Raw genomic sequence first — 19,856 nt, 5'->3', positions numbered from 1 at the left:
TTATCCGCGAGGCGCGACGAATGGCACCAGGACCTCGTCGACCAACTGCACGACGAGGTCATCATCGATCGGGTCGCCGGTGACCAACAGGCGATGCCAGAGCACGCTCTGCCCGAGCTCGCGGGCGATCTCGACGGGGACGTCGGGCCGTACGTCGCCACGTTCTATACCGCGGGCCAGCAGGGCGGCCATCTCCGTCTTACGCCAGCCGATGACATCCTGCTGAAACGCCGCCGTCAGCTCTGGATCGTGGGCCGCCGCGGCGACGGCGGCACGCAGCGCGGTGGATTCCGGCCCGGTGAACAGCGCCGCCCATCCACGCAAGATCGCGAGCATGTCGCTGCGGTAGCTGCCGGTGTCCTCATGGGGAATCGCCGTGGTCGCGATGCGCAGCAAGGTGTCGCGCAACAATGCGCCGCGGTCCGGCCACCGCCGGTACAGCACCGGCTTGCTGGTCTGCGCAGCGGCGGCGACCGCCTCCATGGTCACTCCCGTGGGCCCGTGCTCAGCGAGCAGCGCCAGTACCGCACCCCGGATGGCAGTGTCCAGCTCGTCGCCGCGACGTCGCCGCATCGCACCTCCAAAAGAAACGCTTGCGTATCTTACCGCTGAAGCCTAACCTGGCGGCATAAGAAACGCTACCGTATCTTGGAGGAATATCATGGCTCGTCCGGTGCTCTATCCGCTGCGATCCGTCGAGACCGCCACGGTGCAATGCAGCGACCATCCGCATGGCCGGCGCCGCATCACGATCGATCATCAGCCGCTGACCGGAGTAACGCCGGCGATGCTGCTCGATTGGTTCACCCATCTCGACGGCACGGTCTCCTACGGCGGGGTGGTCATCGACCGCTACCTCGCATGGCATCCGATTGACCACATCAACTGGGAACTGGCACGGCGGGCGCCCGGTGGGGGTGCGGCCGAAGGCGCGCGGTTTCGCATGGTCGAGGCGTTCGGCGGCAAGCCCGAATGCCAGATCGACGAGATCGCCCGCGTCGAGAAACTCGACCAGACCGGTATCCGGCTGGTCAAGCGGATTGCCGGAATCCCGGTCTTTCAACTTGAGCACACGTGGTCGGCCGGCAGCGACGGCGCGCACTACGTCACGGTGATGGACCTCGGTGTGCGCTCTGCGCTACTGGCCGCGGTCAATCACGTCGTGCGCAGGCGTTTTCCCGACGACAAGGTGCACGCCTGGGTCAGGCACAACATCGAAGAAGTCGGGCAGTTGGAATACCTGCTGCCGCGACTGACGTCAGGTGAAACGGAACCAGCGCAGGGCGCAGAGGGCCGCAACGGCACCCCACACCGCGAGTACCGCCAGGCCGAACCAGTCAACTGACGGCGTCATCGCCTGGGTCAGCGCCTCGGTCAGCGCTCCGGACGGCGTGAGCCTCGCGATCCACGCCAGCGCGGTGGGCACCATGTCGCTCTCGACAGTCAGCGCACCCAGCCCCGCGAACACGAACCAGAGCAGGTTCGCCACCGCCAACACGATCTCGGCGCGTAGTGTCCCGCCCAGCAGCAGGCCGAGCGCGGCGAAACCCGCCGTGCCCAGCGCGATGATCACCGCACCCAAGGTCAGACCGGCGATCGGCGGACGCCAGCCGAGCGCAAAGCCTATGGCGCCCAGCACAATTGCCTGAAAGAACACCACGGCGACCACCGCGAGGGATTTGCCCGCGATGATGCCCCAGACCGGCAGCGCGGTGGCCCCGAGGCGTTTCAGGGCGCCATAGCGGCGGTCGAACGCCACGGCGATGGCCTGTCCGGTGAAGGCCGTCGAGATCACCGCAAGCGCCATGATCGCGGGAACGAACGTCGACGCGCGGTTGTCGCCGAACGATCCGAACGGCAGCAACGTTAGGCCCACGAGCAACGTGATCGGGATGAACATGGTCAACAGCAGCTGTTCGCCGTTGCGCAGCAGGAGCTTCAGCTCGAGGCGGAACTGCGCGGCCAACATCTTCTGCACCGTGGCCGAATGCGGGTCCGGCGTGAAAGTCCCTGGCGCAAAGCGATTCGTCATCGCAACTCCCGACCGGTCAAGTCGAGGAACACGTCCTCGAGGCTGCGTTGCTCCACCCGCATATCGGTGGCCAGCACGTTGACCCGTGCACACCACGCGGTCACCGTCGCCAGCACCTGTGGGTCGATGTCGCCCTCGACAAGGTATTCGCCGGGCGCCGTCTCGGTCGCCTGATAGGTCTCGGGAAGCGCCGATATCAACAGTGACAAGTCGAGCATTCGCGGTGCGCGGAAACGCAATTGGTTCTCGGCACCGCTGCGCATCAGCTCCGCGGGCGTTCCGCTGGCCACCGCGACACCGTGATCGATGATGACGATGCGGTCGGCCAGCTCCTCGGCCTCGGTCAGCTGATGGGTGGTCAGCACCACGGTGACGCCGTCGCGGCGCAGTCCATCGATCAACTCCCACACCACGATTCGGGCATGCGCATCCATACCCGCGGTCGGCTCGTCGAGGAACACCAGCTCCGGCCTGCCCACCACGGCGCACGCGAGCGCCAACCGCTGCTGCTGGCCACCCGAGAGCCTGCGGTAGGTCGTGCGCGCCGACTCCGTCAGGCCCAGCGTGTCCATCAACCATTTGGGGTCCAGCGGGTTCGAGGCGTAGGAGGCGACGAGGTCCAGCATTTCGCCCGCCCGCGCCGCGGGGTACGCGCCGCCGCCCTGCAGCATCACACCGATCCGTTCGCGGACCGCGGCGTTGTCGCCGAACGGATCCAGGCCGAGGATCTCGATCGTGCCCGAGTCGGGCTTGATGAAGCCCTCACACATCTCGACCGTCGTGGTCTTGCCCGCGCCGTTGGGGCCGAGCAGCGCGAGCACTTCGGCGGTCTCGACGTCGAGGTCGAGACCTGCCACCGCCGTCGTCGACCCGTACCGCTTGCTGACCCCGCGCAGGCGCACGGGGACCGAGGAAGCCCCTGATCCTGGGTGGGTCACGGGGATTCAGCGTAGGCGTCGGGCTTCACCGGTGGGGTCGGCGGTAGCGGGGGCTTCTCGGCGGCGGGCTGCACGCCGTCGTCAGTGGTGTTCTCGCCGGGGATCCTTCGCCACGGCAGATGGTTGTAGGTCAGCGCCATGAGCAGCAGGGCGATCACCGTGCTCGCCACGACGGCCAGCAGGATCTGGAACAAGGTGAAGCGGTCGCCGTTGGCCGTCGGGCCGAAGATGCCCACCACCAACGTGACCACGATTGTCGTCGTGCGGAACGCCGGGCGGGTGGCCCACGCGGCGAGCGGAATGACTGCCCAGAGCACGTACCAGGGCTGAACCACCGGGAACAGCAGCACGGTCAGACCGAGTGCGACACCGAGCCCGCCGACCGGATGCAGTCGCCCGCGGAGCACTGCCAGCAGCAGCCAGGTCACCAGCACGGCGATGACGCTGACACCGATGGCACGGGTCAGCCCGAGGATCGCCGTGGTGTGATCGCCGAGCCCGAGCAGAATCCCGACCTGTCCGGTGCCCAGTGCGGCCAGGGTAGGCAGGGACATCCAGCTGCGCACCACGTTCGCGGTGCCCAGGGTGAAGAGCCAGCCGAACCCGAGTCCGCTGGCCCAGCCGATCAGCGCCATCACCGCCACCGACACCGCGGTGAGCGATCCGCCGGCGAGAATGAATGCCTTGAAAGTGCCACCCCAACGGCACGCAAGGGCCATGGCCACGAAGCCCAGTGCGAGCAGCGATGGCAGCTTGACCTGAGAAGACATCGTGATGAGCACGACGCCGATGAGGAGCATCAGCGACGGTCGCCACCGCGCCCAGGCCTCCGGTCCCTGCGGCCAGGCCAATGGTTTCGGGATCAACGGCCGGGCGGCATCGATGCCCCGCAGCGCGAACTCGGTGCCCGCCAGCATCAGGCCCAGCATCAACGCCTCGTTGTGGATGCCGGCGACCAGATGCATGATCAGCAGCGGGTTGGCCGCGCCGAGCCACAGCGCGCTCACCTCAGCCACACCGCACCGCCGCGCCAAACGTGGTGTGGCCCAAACAATCAGGCCGACACCGAGCAGCACCATCAGGCGATGACAGAGCACCGCGGCGACGATGTTCTCCCCGGTGATGCGCGATATACCCTCACCGATCCACAGGAATAGCGGCCCGTACGGCGCCGGGGTGTCGCGCCACATGTTCGGCACCGACAGCGTGAAGACGTGATCCAACCCGAGCCCGGGTGCGGGGCCGACCCGATACGGGTCGAGGCCCTTGACCGCGATCTCGCTCTGTGCCAGATAGGAGTAGACGTCGCGGCTGTACATCGGCGGCGCGATGAGCAGCGGCAGCACCCACAGCAGCAGCGTGCGGTCCAGTTGGCTGCGGGACATGCGGCGATTGCCGAGGGCGAAGCGTCCGAGCATCAACCACGCGAGCGCCATCATCACCGCGCCGGTGGTCGTCATGGTCAGCGAGACCGTCTGAATCCGCGACGGCAGGTTCAGCAGCCGAACGCCGAACGTCGGGTCCTGCACCACCGGGCGGGCGCCGACGCCCAGCGCGCCGATCGCCATCAGTACCGTGCCCGTCGCACCGAACAGGCGCGTCCTGCGCATCGCGATGACTTCGGTGTCGTTGAGTGGTGAGCCGACGGCGCGCTCGTCGGCGTGCCACTTGGCAATCGACGAGCTGAGGGAGCCGGAGCGCGCGGCCATCAGTGCAGCGTAATCGTTAGAGCGCGACGATCACCTTGCCGGTGTTTCCACCGCTGAACAACAGGTTCAATGCGTCGGGTGCGTTCTCGAGGCCCTCGACGACGTGCTCGGACGACTTGATCTTGCCTTCGGCGATCCAGCCCGCCATCTCGAGCTGGGCCTCGGGGAAGCGGTCGAGATAGTCGAGGATGATGAAGCCTTCCATGCGTCCACGGCGCACAAGCAGGGTCAGGTAGTTGCTCGGACCCACCGGCGGGCCGTCGTCGTTGTAGGTGGAGATCGCGCCGCACAGCACGACGCGGCCCCGCAGCGCCAGATTCGCGAGACAGTCGTTGAGGATCGACCCGCCGACGTTGTCGAAGTACAGGTCGATGCCGTCGGGGCAGGCGTCGTGAAGACGTGCGGCGACGTTCTGGGACTTGTAGTCGATCGCCTCGTCGAAGCCGAGTTCGTCGACGATGTGGGCGCACTTCTCGGGCCCGCCCGCGATCCCGACGACCTTCTTCGCACCCTTGATCTTCGCGATCTGGCCGGCCGCCGAGCCGGTGGCGCCCGCGGCGCCGGAGACCACCACGACGTCGCCCTCTTTGATCTGACCGACGTCGGTGATGCCGAAGTAGGCGGTCATGCCGGTGACGCCAAGGATGCCGATGGCGATTCCGGGTGGCACGCCGTCCGGCAGCACGGTCATCGCCTTCTCGCCCGCATCCGCGATCACGTAGTCCTGCCACCCGGTCATGCCGAACAGCAGCTGACCTGGCTGATACGCGTCGGTCCGGCTCTCGATGACCTCACCGACGCCGCCGCTGCGGATGACCTCGCCGATCTGGATCGGCGGCAGATAGCTGGGCACGTCGTCCATCCACGTGCGAATCGTGGGGTCGATGGACAGATACCGGACCTTCACCAGAGCCACGCCGTCGACGGGTTCGGGTGCCGGTTCCGGCTCCATACGCACGGTGCTCTCATCGACGAGTCCGGAGGGACGGGCGGCCAGGACGAGTCGTCGGTTCGTTTCACTCACCCGGCGATCGTATGACGGCGCTCACGTAAGGGTGACCTTGCTAGACCGGGTTTCCGAATTCCGTCACAATGGTGTTGTGAAATTCGGCCCGGACGGAACCGATCGCCACACCCGTGGCGCCATCGTCCGGCACCTGCTGGAGTCCGGACCCGTCACCGCAGGTGAGATAGGCGAGCAGCTCGGAATCTCGGCCGCGGGCGTGCGCAGGCATCTCGACGCGCTGATGGACGCCGGAGATGCACAGTCCAGCGCGGCAGCGGCCTGGCAACACAGCGGGCGAGGACGTCCCGCCAAGCGCTACCGGTTGACCGCGGCCGGACGCGCCAAGATGGGTCACGCCTATGACGACCTCGCGGCCGCGGCCATGCGCCAGCTACGCGAGATCGGTGGCGACGACGCCGTGCGCACGTTCGCCCGCCGCCGCATCGACACCATCCTCTCGGGAGTAACCGAGGGACCCGATGACGTTGAATCAGTCGTCGAGCGTGTAGCAGGAGCACTGACCGAGGCCGGGTATGCCGCAACCGCCACAGAGGTGAGCGCCCCGTTGCACGGAATCGAGCTATGCCAGCATCACTGCCCGGTATCGCACGTCGCCGAAGAGTTCCCCGAGCTGTGCGAGACCGAGCGAGAGGCCTTCGCCGAGATCCTGGGTACGCATGTACAGAGGCTCGCCACGATCGTCAACGGTAACTGCGCGTGTACGACGCACGTGCCGCTCACCGAGAGCAACACCCTTCGGCACACAGCCCCCGCCGAAGCCACCACCACACACAAGCTAGGAGCGTCGACATGACGACCACCCCCGAGGCCCTGACCCAGGAGCAGACCATCGAGTCGCTGGGTCGATACGGCTATGGCTGGGCGGATTCCGACGTCGCGGGCGCCAGCGCTCAGCGCGGGCTGTCTGAGGCAGTGGTGCGCGACATCTCCGCCAAGAAGAGCGAGCCCGAATGGATGCTGCAGACCCGGCTGAAGGCGCTGCGCACATTCGACAAGAAGCCGATGCCGAATTGGGGTTCCAACCTCGAGGGCATCTACTTCGACAACATCAAGTACTTCGTGCGGTCCAGCGAAAAGCAGGCCGCCACGTGGGATGACCTGCCTGAGGACATCCGGAACACCTACGACAAGCTCGGCATCCCCGAGGCGGAGAAGCAGCGCCTGGTGTCCGGTGTCGCCGCGCAGTACGAGTCGGAGGTCGTCTACCACTCGATCCGCGAGGATCTGGAGGCTCAAGGCGTCATCTTCCTGGACACCGACTCCGGGCTACGTGAGCATCCCGAGCTCTTCAAGCAGTACTTCGGCACGGTGATCCCGGCCGGTGACAACAAGTTCTCCGCGCTGAACACCGCTGTCTGGTCGGGTGGTTCGTTCATCTACGTGCCAAAGGGTGTCCACGTCGACATCCCGCTGCAGGCGTACTTCCGCATCAACACCGAGAACATGGGCCAGTTCGAGCGCACGCTGATCATCGTCGACGAAGACGCCTACGTGCACTACGTCGAGGGGTGTACTGCGCCGATCTACAAGAGCGACTCGTTGCACTCGGCCGTTGTCGAGATCATCGTGAAGCCTGGTGGCCGTTGCCGTTACACGACGATTCAGAACTGGTCGAACAACGTCTACAACCTCGTCACGAAAAGAGCGCGGGCGGAAGCCGGCGCCACCATGGAGTGGGTCGACGGCAACATCGGCTCAAAGGTCACGATGAAGTACCCCGCCGTGTGGATGACCGGCGAGCACGCCAAGGGCGAGGTGCTTTCGGTGGCGTTCGCGGGCGAGGGTCAGCATCAGGACACCGGCGCGAAGATGCTTCACCTGGCGCCGAACACCTCGAGCAACATCGTGTCGAAGTCTGTCGCACGCGGCGGCGGTCGCGCGTCCTATCGCGGCCTGGTTCAGGTCAACAAGGGTGCGCACGGCTCGCGGTCCAGCGTGAAATGCGATGCGCTACTTGTCGACACCATCAGCCGCAGTGACACCTATCCCTACGTCGACATCCGCGAGGACGACGTCACTATGGGCCACGAAGCCACGGTGTCGAAGGTCAGCGAGGACCAGCTGTTCTATCTGATGAGCCGCGGGATGACCGAGGACGAGGCGATGGCGATGGTGGTGCGCGGCTTCGTCGAGCCGATCGCGAAGGAACTCCCGATGGAATACGCACTCGAACTGAACCGTCTGATCGAGCTGCAGATGGAAGGCGCGGTCGGCTAGATGACTCAGAACCTCACCAATGCGGTCGAGGGCGCCAACAAAGGGGAGTTGTTCACGTCGTTCGACGTCGACGCTTTCGAGGTGCCCGGCGGCCGCGACGAGATCTGGCGCTTCACCCCGCTCAAACGCCTGCGCGGTCTGCACGACGGATCCGCCGTAGCCACCGGCGCCGCGACCATCGAGGTATCCGAATGCGCGAGCGTCAGCGTGGAAACGGTGCGCCGCGGCGACGAGCGCCTCGGCCAGGGCGGCGTACCCGCTGATCGAGTTGCCGCCCAAGCGTTCTCGTCGTTCAACAGTGCGACCCTGGTGACCGTCCCGAGGAACGTCGTCTGCGAACAGCCCATCGAAATCGGCATCACCGGCCCGGGCGAGGGTGCGACGGCCTACGGTCACCTGCAGGTGCGCGTTGGCGAGCTCGGTGAAGCTGTGATCGTCATCGATCATCGCGGCAGCGGAACGTACGCCGACAACGTCGAATTCGTCGTCGAGGACGCGGCACGGCTGACCGTCGTGTCGATCGTCGATTGGGCCGACGACGCCGTTCACGTCAGCAGCCATCACGCTGCGCTGGGCAAGGACGCGGTGCTGCGGCACGTCGCGGTCACCCTGGGCGGTGACCTGGTGCGACTCACTGCGCGGACCACGTTCTGTGCGCCGGGCGGCGACGCCGAGCTGCTCGGCCTGTATTTCGCCGACGATGGCCAGCACTTCGAATCGCGTCTGCTCGTCGACCACGCCCAGCCCAACTGCCGCTCACATGTCACGTACAAGGGTGCGCTGCAAGGTGATCCGGACTCCGCGAAACCCGATGCGCACACCGTGTGGGTCGGCGACGTGCTGATCCGGGCGGCGGCGACGGGCACCGACACGTTCGAGACCAACCGCAACCTCGTGCTCACCGACGGCGCCCGCGCCGACTCGGTGCCGAACCTCGAAATCGAGACCGGCGAGATCGCCGGCGCCGGGCACGCCAGTGCCACCGGACGGTTCGACGACGAGCAACTGTTTTACCTGCAGGCACGCGGTATCCCCGAGGACCAGGCCAGGCGCCTTGTCGTCCGGGGCTTCTTCGGCGAGCTCATTCAGAAGATCGCCGTTCCCGCAGTGCGAGAACGCCTCACCGAGGCCATCGAACACGAACTAGAAATCACCGAATCGAGGACAGCCACCTCATGACCACACTGGAAATCAAGGACCTGCACGTCAGCGTCGTCTCCAAGGAAGACGGGACCGACATCCCGATCCTGAAAGGCGTCACGCTCACCGTGAACTCGGGGGAGACCCACGCGCTGATGGGCCCCAACGGGTCCGGCAAGTCGACCCTGTCGTACGCCGTCGCGGGTCATCCGAAGTACACCGTGACGTCCGGCTCGATCACGCTGGACGGTCAGGATGTGCTGGAAATGAGCATCGACGAACGCGCCCGCGCCGGTCTGTTTCTCGCCATGCAGTACCCCGTCGAGGTGCCCGGCGTGTCCATGTCGAACTTCCTTCGCACCGCCGCCACCGCCGTGCGCGGTGAGGCACCCAAGCTGCGGCACTGGGTCAAAGAGGTCAAGAGCGCCATGGAGGGCCTCGACATCGACCCGTCGTTCTCCGAACGCAGTGTCAACGAAGGCTTTTCCGGCGGCGAGAAGAAGCGCCACGAGATCCTGCAGCTGGAACTGCTCAAGCCCAAGATCGCGATCCTCGACGAGACCGACTCCGGTTTGGACGTCGACGCGCTGCGGGTGGTCAGCGAAGGTGTGAACCGGTACGCCGAAGCGGCCCACGGAGGGCTGCTGCTCATCACGCACTACACCCGCATCCTGCGCTACATCCAGCCGCAGTTCGTGCATGTGTTCGTGGGCGGCCGCATCGTCGAGTCCGGTGGTCCCGAGCTGGCCGAAGAACTCGACGCCAACGGATACGAGCGCTTTACCCAGGCGGTCGGAGCCTGACATGACCACGTCGGTCGAGAAGTCGGCGCAGCCCTTCGATCTCAACCTGGATGTCACGCGGATCAGGGCGGACTTCCCGATTCTTGCTCGCGTCATGCGCAGCGGAAACCAGTTGGCGTACCTCGATTCCGGCGCCACCTCGCAACGCCCGCTGCAGGTCCTCGACGCCGAGCGTGACTTCTTGACCACGTCCAACGGCGCGGTCCACCGCGGGGCGCACCAGCTGATGGAGGAGTCCACCGACGCCTACGAGAAGGGCCGTGCCGATGTCGCGGCCTTCGTCGGGGCCGACACCGACGAGCTGGTATTCACGAAGAACGCCACGGAGGCCATCAACCTGGTGTCCTATGCGGTCGGTGACGATCGATTCCCCCGAGCGATCGGCCCCGGCGATGTCATTGTCACCACCGAGCTGGAACACCACGCAAACCTCATCCCGTGGCAGGAGTTGGCGCGTCGGACCGGCGCCACGCTGAAGTGGTACGGCGTGACCGACGATGGGCGGATCGACCTCGATTCGCTCGAGCTCGACGAGCGCGTGAAACTGGTAGCGTTCAGCCATCATTCGAACGTCACGGGTGCCGTCGCCCCGGTGGCCGAACTGGTGGCGCGGGCCAACGCGGTCGGCGCGCTGACCTTGCTGGATGCCTGCCAGTCGGTGCCGCACCAGCCGGTCGACTTCCACGGACTCGGCGTCGACTTCGCAGCTTTCTCCGGTCACAAGATGCTGGGGCCCAACGGTATCGGCGTGCTCTACGGCAGGCGTGACGTGCTCGACCAGCTGCCCCCGTTCATCACCGGCGGCTCGATGATCGAGACGGTGACGATGGATACCACCACGTACGCACCCGCGCCGCAACGCTTCGAGGCCGGGACGCCGATGACCTCCCAGGTCGTCGGACTTGCCGCGGCCGCACGGTATCTCACCGAGATCGGGATGCCCGCCGTCGAGGCGCACGAGGCCGACTTGGTGGCCGCCGCGCTCGAGGGGCTATCGGCCGTCGATGGCGTGCGCATCATCGGACCGACATCCATGGAGCATCGCGGTTCGCCGGTGTCGTTCGTGCTGGACGGCGTCCACGCCCACGATGTCGGCCAGGTCCTCGACGACGAAGGTGTCGCCGTGCGCGTCGGGCACCACTGTGCGTGGCCGCTGCATCGCCGGTTCGGCATCGCGGCGACCGCGCGGGCGTCCTTCGCCGTCTACAACACTCACGACGAGGTCGACCGCCTGGTCGCCGGCGTCAAGCGAGCGGTGGAGTTCTTCGCGTGAGACTCGAGCAGATGTATCAGGAAGTGATCCTCGATCACTACAAGCACCCGCATCATCGGGGGTTGCGCGAGCCGTACAACGCGGAGTCCTATCAGGTGAACCCGACATGCGGGGACGAGGTGACGCTGCGCGTGACGTTGTCCGACGACGGTGAGCAGGTCTCCGATATCTCGTATGACGGGCAGGGTTGTTCGATCAGCCAGGCCTCGACGTCGGTGCTCACCGATCAGGTGATCGGGCAGGACATCGGTACGGCGCTGAAGACGGTAGCGGCGTTCACCGAGATGATTTCGTCGCGCGGAGCGGTCGAGGGCGACGAGGATGTGATCGGAGACGGCATCGCGTTCGCGGGTGTCTCGAAGTACCCGGCGCGGGTGAAATGCGCGCTGCTGGGTTGGATGGCCTTCAAGGATGCGCTTGTTCAGGCCAGTGAGGAGATTTCAGATGAGCGACACCGCAGTGCCTAGCGACGAAATGCTTGCCGACCTGGAAGAGGCGATGCGCGACGTCGTCGATCCGGAGCTCGGGATCAACGTCGTCGACCTCGGTCTCGTCTACGGCTTGAACGTCGAGAAGGGCGAGCAGGGCGACGTCGCGTTGATCGACATGACGCTGACGTCGGCGGCCTGCCCGCTGACCGACGTGATCGAGGACCAGTCGCGTACCGCACTGGTCGGCAGCGGTCTGGTCAAGGAGATCAAGATCAACTGGGTGTGGAATCCGCCGTGGGGACCGGACAAGATCACCGAGGATGGCCGCGAACAGCTGCGCGCGTTGGGCTTTACCGTCTGACCGACGTCAGACTTTGACCACCGATCCAGTCGGCCCCAGTCGCTGGGCGAGCTCCCGCACGTCCGCGACGATGATGTCGGGCTGAGGTAACTCCGGAATGGGCACTGGAGCGTTACCGGGGCGGGTGAGCAGCGCGCCGCTGAACCCCGCCGACTGTGCACCGACGGTGTCCCACACGTGAGCGGCGACCATCATGCAGTCCGATGGCTCCACATTGAGCTCGTCGGCCACTCCGGTGTAGAGCCCTGGAGAGGGCTTGAACACGCGCCAGGTGTCGACACTGAACTGCCGTTCGAAGAACTGGGCAAGGCCGGCGCTCGCCAAGGGTGTCGGCACACCAGGTTTCGGCGGCGAATTCGTCAGCGTGACAAGCCGATACCCCTGTGCACGTAGAGCTGCCAGCCCGTCGGCGACATCCGGGTGGGCGGGCATCGTGCGCATGCCGTAGGCCAGGTCCTCGAGGTCGCCCTCGGTGATCGACGTCTGGCGACTGCCGCCGATCATCCGCAGCACCGCTTGTCCGAGAGCGAAGAAGTCGACGTAGTTGCCGGACAGCGTGACCGCCATCGAATACATGACGAGTTGGTTGAACCACTCGCGGAGCACGCCGCGGTCGCCGAACATCCGCTCGAAGTGCGGCGCCAGCGACTCGATGTCGAGCAGCGTCTCGTTGACATCGAATACGAGGACCGCTAAGCGCTCGGTCATTTCGGTTGCCATGCCAATCCCATTGTCGTGACCTGTGGATATCTACGCGGCGATTCGCTGCAGGAACGACCGCATGAGTTCGGCGACATCTTCGGCAGCGGTCTCCAGCAGGAAGTGGCCGCCCTCGAGGAGGTGGATCTCGGCGTGGTGCGCGTCCTTGCCGAACGCGCGGGCGCCGTCAGGCCCGAAGATCGGGTCGGCCTGACCCCACACGGCGAGCACCGGGACCTTGCTGGTGCGCAGGTAGTCATGCAGCGCCGGATACATCGGCGCGTTGGTCGCGTAGTCGCGGAACAGCGTGAGCTGGATTTGGTCGTTGCCCGGCCGGCTCACCAGGGCCGCATCGTGGATCCACGTGTCGGGACTCACGAGGGATTCGTCGTCGACACCGGTGACGTACTGCCATCTGATTCCCTCGATGCTGAGCGCGCTGCGCACTCCGGCCTCGGTCTCGGGGTTCTGGTCGCGCTGGTAGTCCCAGACCGTGTTCCAGAAACTCTCGACGAAGCCCTCGTCGTAGCCGTTGCCGTTCTGCGTGACGATCGCGCTGATCGCCTGCGGGTGCCGCAGCGCCAGGCGCCATCCGATGGGCGCGCCGTAATCCTGGACGTAGATGGCATATCGTCTCACCCCCAGTTGGGCAAGAAGTCCTTCGGTGAGGTCGGTCAGCGCGTCGAAGGTGTAATCGAATTCGTCGACGGACGGCGCGTCGGAGAGTCCGAAGCCGAGGTGGTCCGGTGCGATTACGTGGTAGCGGTCGGCGAGCCGGGGGATGAGGTCGCGAAACATGAACGAACTCGTGGGGAAGCCATGCAGTAGGACGAGCGTCGGCGCATCCTGCGGGCCCGCTTCGCGGTAGAACAACCGATGGTGATCGACGGTGGCGTAGCGGTGGTGTACCTGAACTCCCATGACTAACTCCTTTTATATTCGTTACCAGTTAGTCACATGTCTACTCGCTTTGGTGTAACCTGTCAATATCAATTTGGAGGTTAGATATGGATTTGGTGGTGGCGGCCCCGCCGGACGAGGCGTTTCTGCTCGATCTGCTCAACACAACGCCTGTCATCGACGGCATCGTGCATGACGGTCTCGCTGATTCGGCAGAAGCGAAGGTCTGGATGCGTGCGCACGATGTCGCGTACACCAAGGCAGAGCTCGCAACCCTGCGCCAGGCACGCTCGACTCTGCAGAAGGTGGTGCGCGGCCAGGCCGATCCCACGGCGCTCAAGCGCTTTGTCGACGACGTCCGCGTGCGGCCGGTCGCAGGCGACGACGGCTTGGACTGGCGGGTCGACGGTGCTTCCGGCGCCGCGCGTGCGGTCCTGGCCTGGGACGCGCTGCGAATCTTCAGCCCGGGCCGGCTGCGTCCATGCGCTAACGACGAATGCCGGTTGTTCCTCATCGACCGCAGCAAGCCCAACACCGCCAGATGGTGTTCGATGGCCATCTGCGGCAACCGGCTGAAAGCCCGCAGGCACTACCGTCGCGCGCGGGCGGCCGAGGCATGACCAGGCCCGTGGTTCCCACCCTGGTATCCCCCAACATCGGGATGCCCGCCGATGTGCCGTGGCGGGGTAAGACCGTCCACACCGGCATCTACAAGAAGCCGGTGCAGGGTCCGGTGATGGTGCGACGCTTGAATATCGACGGCGACGGTCAGGGCGACCTCAACGGACACGGCGGCGAACAACGCGCCGTCATGGTTTACCAGACGGAGTCGTATGAGCACTGGCAGCGCCATTTCGGCCGTGACCACCTCGAGCCGGGCACGTTCGGCGAGAACTTCACGATCACCGGCCTCAGCGACGACGAGGTGTGCATCGGGGACAGGTATCGCATCGGGGAGGCCGAGTTCGAGGTCACTCAGCCGCGTGTGACGTGCTTTCGCGTCGGCATTCGGCTCGGCGAGCCCGAGATGCCCAATCTTCTTGTCGCCCATCACCGCCCGGGGTTCTACTTCCGCGTCATCGAAGAAGGTCATGTTGCGTCAGGCGACGAGATCGTGCGGACACGGCGCGGACGCCACGCGCTGAGCGTCGCCGACGTGGACGCGTTGCTGTATCTGCCCGACCGCGACGTCGACATGCTCCGCAAGGCGGTAGACATCCCCGCGCTGAGCCCCGGGTGGCAGCAGTCCTTCGCCGAACTGCTCGCCGCGCATGACAGTCCTTCCGGCGCAACGTCGCCGACGATCGGCGTCGAACCCGGCTGGCACGGATTCCGCGCCCTGCGGGTGGCCGAAACCCGCCGCGAAAGCCCGTCCGTCCTTTCGATCGAGCTCGAAACCACCGATGGCGCGGCGTTGCCCACCGCGCGGCCCGGACAGTTCCTGACGCTGCGTGTCCCGGCGGGCGTCCCCGCACCACTGCGCAGCTATTCGCTGTCGAGCACCGGCCACCGTTACCGGATCAGCGTTAAGCGCGAGGAGCGGGGCCGGGTGAGCACGTGGATCCACGAAAACCTCAGCCCAGGCGCCGTGGTCGAGGCGGCCGCTCCCCGTGGTGACTTCTATTTGGGCGACGAGACCGATCCGGTGGTGCTCGTGTCGGCGGGTATCGGCGTCACCCCGGTGCTCGCGATGCTGCACGCGTTGGCCGCGCAGCGCAGCGAGCGAGACGTCTGGTGGCTGCACATCACCCGTGATGCGCAGAGCCTGACATTCGGCGGCGAAGTCGACGATCTCATCGGCTCGCTGCCCAACGCGCGGCAGCGGATCTTCTACACCGCCGAGGGCGGCAGGCCGGGGATCGCGGCAGTCGAAGCGCTCGGTCTGCCCCGCGACGCGATCGCGTACCTCTGTGGGCCGGAACAGTTCATGGCCGACATGCGGGATGCGCTCGCGGACGCCGGGATCGACGAATCCCGCATCCACTCCGAACTCTTCGGCGCGCTGCCGCCGATCAACCCCGGCATCACCGACGCACCACAGCGGCCACCACACCTACCCGACGGCCCGCAAGGCACCGGGCCGGCGGTGTCGTTCGCGCGCAGCGGAATCACCGTCAACTGGTCGGACGACTACGCCAGCATTCTCGAACTCGCCGAGGCGTGCGATGTCCCGACGCGCTTCTCCTGCCGCAGCGGTGTGTGCCACATCTGCGTCACGCCGTTGGTGGACGGGACCATCGCCTACCGGCAGCCGCCGCTGGAGTTGCCCGAGCAGGGGACCGTCCTGATCTGTTCTGCGAAACCGTCGCTGGGCGTCGTATTGGACCTCTGAGCCGTCGGCTGATCGGTCAGACTGTGTCGTGTGGTCACGATTCCGGCGGTGGTGTGGCGGGGCGGGTTCGCGCTTCGCGCGCTGACGACCGGCGGCGTCGTCGGGCTCTGTGTCGGCGTGCTGGCGTGGCTCGATTCGGGGTTCTGGATTTCTGGTGTGATCGTGCTCGTCGTCGTCGGCACGTTCTACGGAGCCTGGATGGCCCGCCGCATGGCGCGCTACTGGCCGGGTGCCAAAGACCTGACGGGTAAAGAGCGGGTCGCGGTGGCGATAGCGGTGCGGCGCGGTGAGCCGATCGAGGACGCTCGACTGTCGCAGCCCGTCATCGACTACAGCAGCGGGTTGCACGACGCCGCCGAGAAGGGACGGTGGTTGCGCTGGTTGCTGGTGTTAGTCCTCGTCGTCGCGTTGGGAACGGCGGTATGGGACACCGTGTACGGCTCATGGGGCAGTCTCATCGCGTCGGCCGTCTATCTGGCGGCCCTTGCGGTCGAGGTGTTATGGGTGCCCAGGTGGCAGGAGAGGCTGCTCAACAACGCGGATCGAGCTGCGGACAAAGCGCGCCGGCCGGACCCTGCCGATCGGCCACCCGAGATCGCGTAGCTGCCTATGCTGATATCGCGGCCAGGGTCCGCGAAGGAAGGGCGCCGAGATCATGAGTATCACCGCTGAACCCGTTGTCCCGCTGAGCAATACGGATAAATTTTTCATCGGTGGCGATTGGGTCAAACCGACTTCGGATGCCGTGTTGGACGTCATCGACTCGGCGAGCGAGCAGGTGTACTACCGAGTTCCGGAGGCGCAACCCGCTGACATGGATCTCGCCATCGGTGCCGCTCACCGGGCGTTTCACACCGGCCCGTGGCCGCGGATGACCCACGCCGAGCGTGCCGGCTATTTGCGCTCCATGGCCGACGCGCTCCAATCGCGAGCCTCGGACTACAGCGCGATGTGGCCGCGAGAGTCGGGAGTGGTGCACGCGTATGCCCGGGCCAGCGAGGCGGGTAGCGCCGACACGCTGCGGTACTACGCCGGCTTGGCCGACGACTACCCATTCGAGGAACCGTTCTCCCCGAGCGCGACGTCGCTTGCGGGTGGAGGTTTCGGCCTTCTGGTCCGGGAACCCGTCGGGGTGGTGGGTGCCATCATCCCGTGGAACGCGCCGCTGCCGCTGATCCTGTACAAGGTGGCACCCGCGCTGCTGGCCGGTTGCACGGTGATCGTGAAGGTTTCCCCCGAGGCTCCGGGTGCGGGGTATCTGATCGCCGAGATTGCCGAGGAGGTGGGCCTGCCGGGCGGAGTGCTGAACGTCATCACCGCCGACCGCGAGGTGTCCGAGCTCATGGTGCGAGACCATCGCGTCGACAAGATCGCGTTCACCGGATCCACGGCGGCTGGCCGCAAGATCGGGGCGATCTGCGGCGAGCGAATCGCGCGATTTACGCTCGAGCTGGGTGGTAAGTCGGCCGCGGTGATTCTCGACGACGCCGACATCAACGTAGCGGCAATGACGTTGGCCGGCGCGGAATGCTTTCTGTCCGGCCAGGTATGCGCCTCGCTTACCCGGATCGTGGTGCCACGTCAACGGCACGACGAGTTCGCCGACGCGTTGGCCGCGGCATTTTCAGCGGTACAGGTCGGCGACCCATTCGACGCCGCTACGCAGATGGGGCCGCTTGCGATGGAACGCCAGCGCGATCGGGTGGAGCACTACATCGCCAAAGGCATCGAGCAGGGCGCAACCCTCGTAACCGGGGGAGGCCGTCCCAAACACCTCGATCGCGGCTACTACATCGAGCCAACGGTGTTCGCAGGGGTAGACAACAAGCACGTCATCGCCCAGGAGGAGATCTTCGGTCCCGTTCTCAGTGTGATCCCCGCCGACAACGACGAGCACGCGGTCGATATCGCCAACGACACCATTTATGGACTCAATGCGGCGGTCTTCACGCCCGACGCGGCGCGGGCGCGGGAGGTTGCGGGCCGACTGCGTTCGGGGACCGTCGGACACAACGGCATGAGGATCGATTTCGACTCCGCATTCGGTGGGTTCAAGCAGTCCGGAATCGGACGGGAAGGCGGCCGGGAGGGACTGCTGCCGTATCTGGAGACCAAGACGGTGCTGCTGGACACGGCGCCCTAGTTGGCATTGGCCCGAAAGTCTCTATAACGCCGAGCCCCATCTGGTACCCAAGTCAGTGTGAGCTTCGAGGCGAACTACGTCAGGACGCGGCGCCAGCTGCGCGGCGTGGCCGAAAGCCTGATCGCCGGACCGCAATACCGATCGGCGGGCACCATCCGGCTCGCGGTGCGCCCGGACGGATTCTCGGCGGTGACGATTCCGGTCGCGGTGCACGGCACCGAACTGGTCCTGCCGAATCATGCGGTCCCGTTGGAGGGCCCCATGAGTTCGATAGCCGAGGCCGCGGGCATCATCGCCGGCCCACCCGAGGGCGTCTACACGATCGTCGATGCGCTGCCGCCAGACGCCGATCTGAGGCTCGACGCGCATGCCGCCGAATGGGTCAACCGCAGCCACTATGCGGGTGGGTACGCATTGAAGACGTTTCTGCCCGAATGTCATCCGGTGCTGTGGCCCGAACACTTCGACGTGGCGGTGACCCAGGACGAAGTCAACTACGGCGTATCCGCCGGAGACGCTCAGCATCCGACGCCCTACGCGTACGTAGGCCCGCAGTCGGTGCCCACCGGCGAATTCTGGAACGCGTCGTTCGGCGCCCTCTACCCGCTGGACCCCGCAGCACATATCGACAGCCTCGCGAGCCACATCGCCGACTTCTTCGAACGTGGCCGCAGTGAATTGGACAGGAGCGCGTCATGACCGAGATCGACCTCGATTTCAGTGGCATCAGGGCACTTTTCATCAACTGCACGCTCAAGCGATCGCCCGAAGTCAGCAATACCCAGGGACTGATCGACATCAGTTCGGCGATCATGGCTAAGCACGGCGTGGAAACAGACGTGGTGCGTGCCGTCGACCACGACATCGCCACCGGGGTGTGGCCGGATATGCGTGAGCACGGGTGGTCCGCCGACGATTGGCCGGCCATCTTCGAAAAGGTGCTGGCCTCCAATATTCTGGTGCTCGCGGGTCCGATCTGGCTCGGCGACAACAGTTCGATGATGAAGCGGGTGCACGAGCGGTTGTACGGCGGCTCGCATCTGCTCAACGATGCCGGCCAATACCTCTATTACGGACGGGTCGGCGGGTGTCTGATCACCGGCAATGAGGATGGCGTCAAGCACTGCGCCCAGAATGTGCTCTACACACTGCAGCACATCGGTTACACCATTCCGCCCCAGGCCGACGCGGGGTGGATCGGAGAGGCGGGGCCGGGTCCTTCGTATCTGGATCCCGGATCGGGCGGACCTGACAACGACTTCACCAACCGCAACACGACGTTCATGACGTGGAATCTGATGCACCTGGCTCGCATGCTCGCGCGGGCCGGAGGAGTGCCGGCCTACGGCAACATCCGTGCGGGATGGGACGCGGGATGTCGCTACGACTTCGCTAATCCGGAATACCGCTGAGCCATACCCCTGGTTGCCCTGACCACATACTGGGAACAGACTGTCTGAGCCTGACGTTAGGAGAAACGTGGCTACCAAAGACATCACCGCCGAACAATTCAACGAGACCATCACGGACAACGACATCGTGTTGGTCGATTTCTGGGCGTCGTGGTGCGGGCCGTGTAAGGCATTTGCTCCGACTTTCGCCGCGTCCTCGGAGCAACACCCCGACGTCGTCTTCGCGAAGGTCGACACCGAGGCGGAGCAGGAGCTCGCCGCGGCTGCCGACATCCGCTCGATCCCGACCCTGATGGTGTTCAAGAAGGGCAAGCTGGTCTTCAACCAGGCAGGAGCGCTGCCGCCGGCCGCACTCGAAGACCTGGTTCAGAAGGTGAAGGACTTCGACGTCGACGCGGCGATGGCCGCTCAGGAGAACGGTCAGCCCGAGTAACGATTG

General features: G+C 65.6%; 22 protein-coding genes. 15 read left to right on the top strand and 7 right to left on the bottom strand.

Features of this window, described 5'->3' with window-relative positions:
* Entirely contained in the window at positions 1 to 573 is a 573-nt protein-coding gene (locus G6N36_RS05955) for a TetR/AcrR family transcriptional regulator (protein ID WP_163685656.1), read from the bottom strand.
* Between the two features lie 88 nt (positions 574 to 661).
* On the opposite strand from G6N36_RS05955, the gene G6N36_RS05950 reads away from it, so the two are divergent.
* Positions 662 to 1,345 (top strand): hypothetical protein, encoded by a 684-nt coding sequence (locus G6N36_RS05950; protein ID WP_163685655.1) that lies wholly within the window; start codon positions 662 to 664, stop codon positions 1,343 to 1,345.
* On the opposite strand, the gene G6N36_RS05945 is transcribed toward G6N36_RS05950, so the two are convergent.
* From G6N36_RS05945 to G6N36_RS05930, 4 genes are read right to left on the bottom strand one after another with little or no spacing between them, the layout of a single operon-like run.
* Positions 1,259 to 2,032 (bottom strand): ABC transporter permease, encoded by a 774-nt coding sequence (locus G6N36_RS05945; RefSeq protein WP_163685654.1) that lies wholly within the window; start codon positions 2,030 to 2,032, stop codon positions 1,259 to 1,261. The genes G6N36_RS05950 and G6N36_RS05945 overlap by 87 nt on opposite strands.
* A complete protein-coding gene (locus G6N36_RS05940; protein WP_163690471.1) occupies positions 2,029 to 2,934 on the bottom strand; it encodes an ABC transporter ATP-binding protein in 906 nt (301 codons plus the stop codon). Before G6N36_RS05940 ends, G6N36_RS05945 begins: the two co-directional genes overlap by 4 nt.
* 32 nt (positions 2,935 to 2,966) lie before the next feature.
* Positions 2,967 to 4,679: a polyprenol phosphomannose-dependent alpha 1,6 mannosyltransferase MptB gene (gene mptB / locus G6N36_RS05935; protein WP_163685653.1), complete on the bottom strand. Its 1,713-nt coding sequence runs from the start codon at positions 4,677 to 4,679 to the stop codon at positions 2,967 to 2,969.
* A gap of 16 nt (positions 4,680 to 4,695) precedes the next feature.
* Positions 4,696 to 5,703 (bottom strand): NADP-dependent oxidoreductase, encoded by a 1,008-nt coding sequence (locus G6N36_RS05930; RefSeq protein WP_163685652.1) that lies wholly within the window; start codon positions 5,701 to 5,703, stop codon positions 4,696 to 4,698.
* A 76-nt stretch (positions 5,704 to 5,779) separates the two neighbouring features.
* Between G6N36_RS05930 and G6N36_RS05925 the strand changes: the two genes are divergently transcribed.
* From G6N36_RS05925 to G6N36_RS05895, 7 genes are read left to right on the top strand one after another with little or no spacing between them, the layout of a single operon-like run.
* Positions 5,780 to 6,499: a helix-turn-helix transcriptional regulator gene (locus G6N36_RS05925; RefSeq protein WP_308205954.1), complete on the top strand. Its 720-nt coding sequence runs from the start codon at positions 5,780 to 5,782 to the stop codon at positions 6,497 to 6,499.
* Entirely contained in the window at positions 6,496 to 7,923 is a 1,428-nt protein-coding gene (sufB, locus tag G6N36_RS05920) for a Fe-S cluster assembly protein SufB (protein ID WP_163685651.1), read from the top strand. Before G6N36_RS05925 ends, sufB begins: the two co-directional genes overlap by 4 nt.
* On the top strand, positions 7,924 to 9,102 hold the full coding sequence (sufD, locus tag G6N36_RS05915; protein WP_163685650.1) for a Fe-S cluster assembly protein SufD: 1,179 nt from the start codon (positions 7,924 to 7,926) through the stop codon (positions 9,100 to 9,102). It begins immediately after the preceding gene.
* Positions 9,099 to 9,866: a Fe-S cluster assembly ATPase SufC gene (gene sufC, locus G6N36_RS05910; RefSeq protein WP_163685649.1), complete on the top strand. Its 768-nt coding sequence runs from the start codon at positions 9,099 to 9,101 to the stop codon at positions 9,864 to 9,866. Before sufD ends, sufC begins: the two co-directional genes overlap by 4 nt.
* A gap of 1 nt (position 9,867) precedes the next feature.
* A complete protein-coding gene (locus tag G6N36_RS05905) occupies positions 9,868 to 11,139 on the top strand; it encodes a cysteine desulfurase (protein ID WP_163685648.1) in 1,272 nt (423 codons plus the stop codon).
* Positions 11,136 to 11,606, top strand: coding sequence for a Fe-S cluster assembly sulfur transfer protein SufU (sufU, locus tag G6N36_RS05900; RefSeq protein ID WP_163685647.1), 471 nt, complete (start codon positions 11,136 to 11,138; stop codon positions 11,604 to 11,606). The genes G6N36_RS05905 and sufU overlap by 4 nt, the downstream gene beginning before the upstream one ends.
* Positions 11,584 to 11,931, top strand: a complete 348-nt coding sequence (locus tag G6N36_RS05895) for a metal-sulfur cluster assembly factor (RefSeq protein ID WP_163685646.1) — start codon at positions 11,584 to 11,586, stop codon at positions 11,929 to 11,931. The genes sufU and G6N36_RS05895 overlap by 23 nt, the downstream gene beginning before the upstream one ends.
* Before the next feature lie 6 nt (positions 11,932 to 11,937).
* Here the strand turns inward: G6N36_RS05895 and G6N36_RS05890 are convergent, their stop codons facing one another.
* Positions 11,938 to 12,639 carry a haloacid dehalogenase type II gene (locus G6N36_RS05890; protein ID WP_163690467.1) on the bottom strand — a complete coding sequence of 234 codons (702 nt, stop codon included), beginning with the start codon at positions 12,637 to 12,639 and terminating at the stop codon, positions 11,938 to 11,940.
* Between the two features lie 42 nt (positions 12,640 to 12,681).
* Positions 12,682 to 13,551 (bottom strand): alpha/beta fold hydrolase, encoded by an 870-nt coding sequence (locus tag G6N36_RS05885; RefSeq protein ID WP_163685645.1) that lies wholly within the window; start codon positions 13,549 to 13,551, stop codon positions 12,682 to 12,684.
* A gap of 86 nt (positions 13,552 to 13,637) precedes the next feature.
* Here G6N36_RS05885 and G6N36_RS05880 point away from each other — a divergent pair, with 86 nt between their 5' ends.
* The 7 genes from G6N36_RS05880 (at position 13,638) to trxA (ending at position 19,850) form a co-directional block, all read left to right on the top strand.
* Positions 13,638 to 14,150 carry a CGNR zinc finger domain-containing protein gene (locus G6N36_RS05880; protein ID WP_163685644.1) on the top strand — a complete coding sequence of 171 codons (513 nt, stop codon included), beginning with the start codon at positions 13,638 to 13,640 and terminating at the stop codon, positions 14,148 to 14,150.
* Positions 14,147 to 15,862: an MOSC and FAD-binding oxidoreductase domain-containing protein gene (locus G6N36_RS05875; protein ID WP_163685643.1), complete on the top strand. Its 1,716-nt coding sequence runs from the start codon at positions 14,147 to 14,149 to the stop codon at positions 15,860 to 15,862. The genes G6N36_RS05880 and G6N36_RS05875 overlap by 4 nt, the downstream gene beginning before the upstream one ends.
* Before the next feature lie 30 nt (positions 15,863 to 15,892).
* On the top strand, positions 15,893 to 16,465 hold the full coding sequence (locus G6N36_RS05870) for a hypothetical protein (protein ID WP_163685642.1): 573 nt from the start codon (positions 15,893 to 15,895) through the stop codon (positions 16,463 to 16,465).
* Between the two features lie 52 nt (positions 16,466 to 16,517).
* Positions 16,518 to 18,005 (top strand): aldehyde dehydrogenase, encoded by a 1,488-nt coding sequence (locus G6N36_RS05865; protein WP_163685641.1) that lies wholly within the window; start codon positions 16,518 to 16,520, stop codon positions 18,003 to 18,005.
* A 57-nt stretch (positions 18,006 to 18,062) separates the two neighbouring features.
* Positions 18,063 to 18,704 carry a hypothetical protein gene (locus G6N36_RS05860; RefSeq protein ID WP_163685640.1) on the top strand — a complete coding sequence of 214 codons (642 nt, stop codon included), beginning with the start codon at positions 18,063 to 18,065 and terminating at the stop codon, positions 18,702 to 18,704.
* Entirely contained in the window at positions 18,701 to 19,417 is a 717-nt protein-coding gene (locus tag G6N36_RS05855; RefSeq protein WP_163685639.1) for a flavodoxin family protein, read from the top strand. The genes G6N36_RS05860 and G6N36_RS05855 overlap by 4 nt, the downstream gene beginning before the upstream one ends.
* Positions 19,418 to 19,484: 67 nt before the next feature.
* Positions 19,485 to 19,850 carry a thioredoxin gene (gene trxA / locus G6N36_RS05850; protein ID WP_083123399.1) on the top strand — a complete coding sequence of 122 codons (366 nt, stop codon included), beginning with the start codon at positions 19,485 to 19,487 and terminating at the stop codon, positions 19,848 to 19,850.
* Positions 19,851 to 19,856: the final 6 nt, after the last annotated feature.

Source organism: Mycolicibacterium gadium, assembly GCF_010728925.1.
GTDB lineage: Bacteria > Actinomycetota > Actinomycetes > Mycobacteriales > Mycobacteriaceae > Mycobacterium > Mycobacterium gadium.
This window is presented reverse-complemented; position numbering and strand designations above follow the sequence as displayed.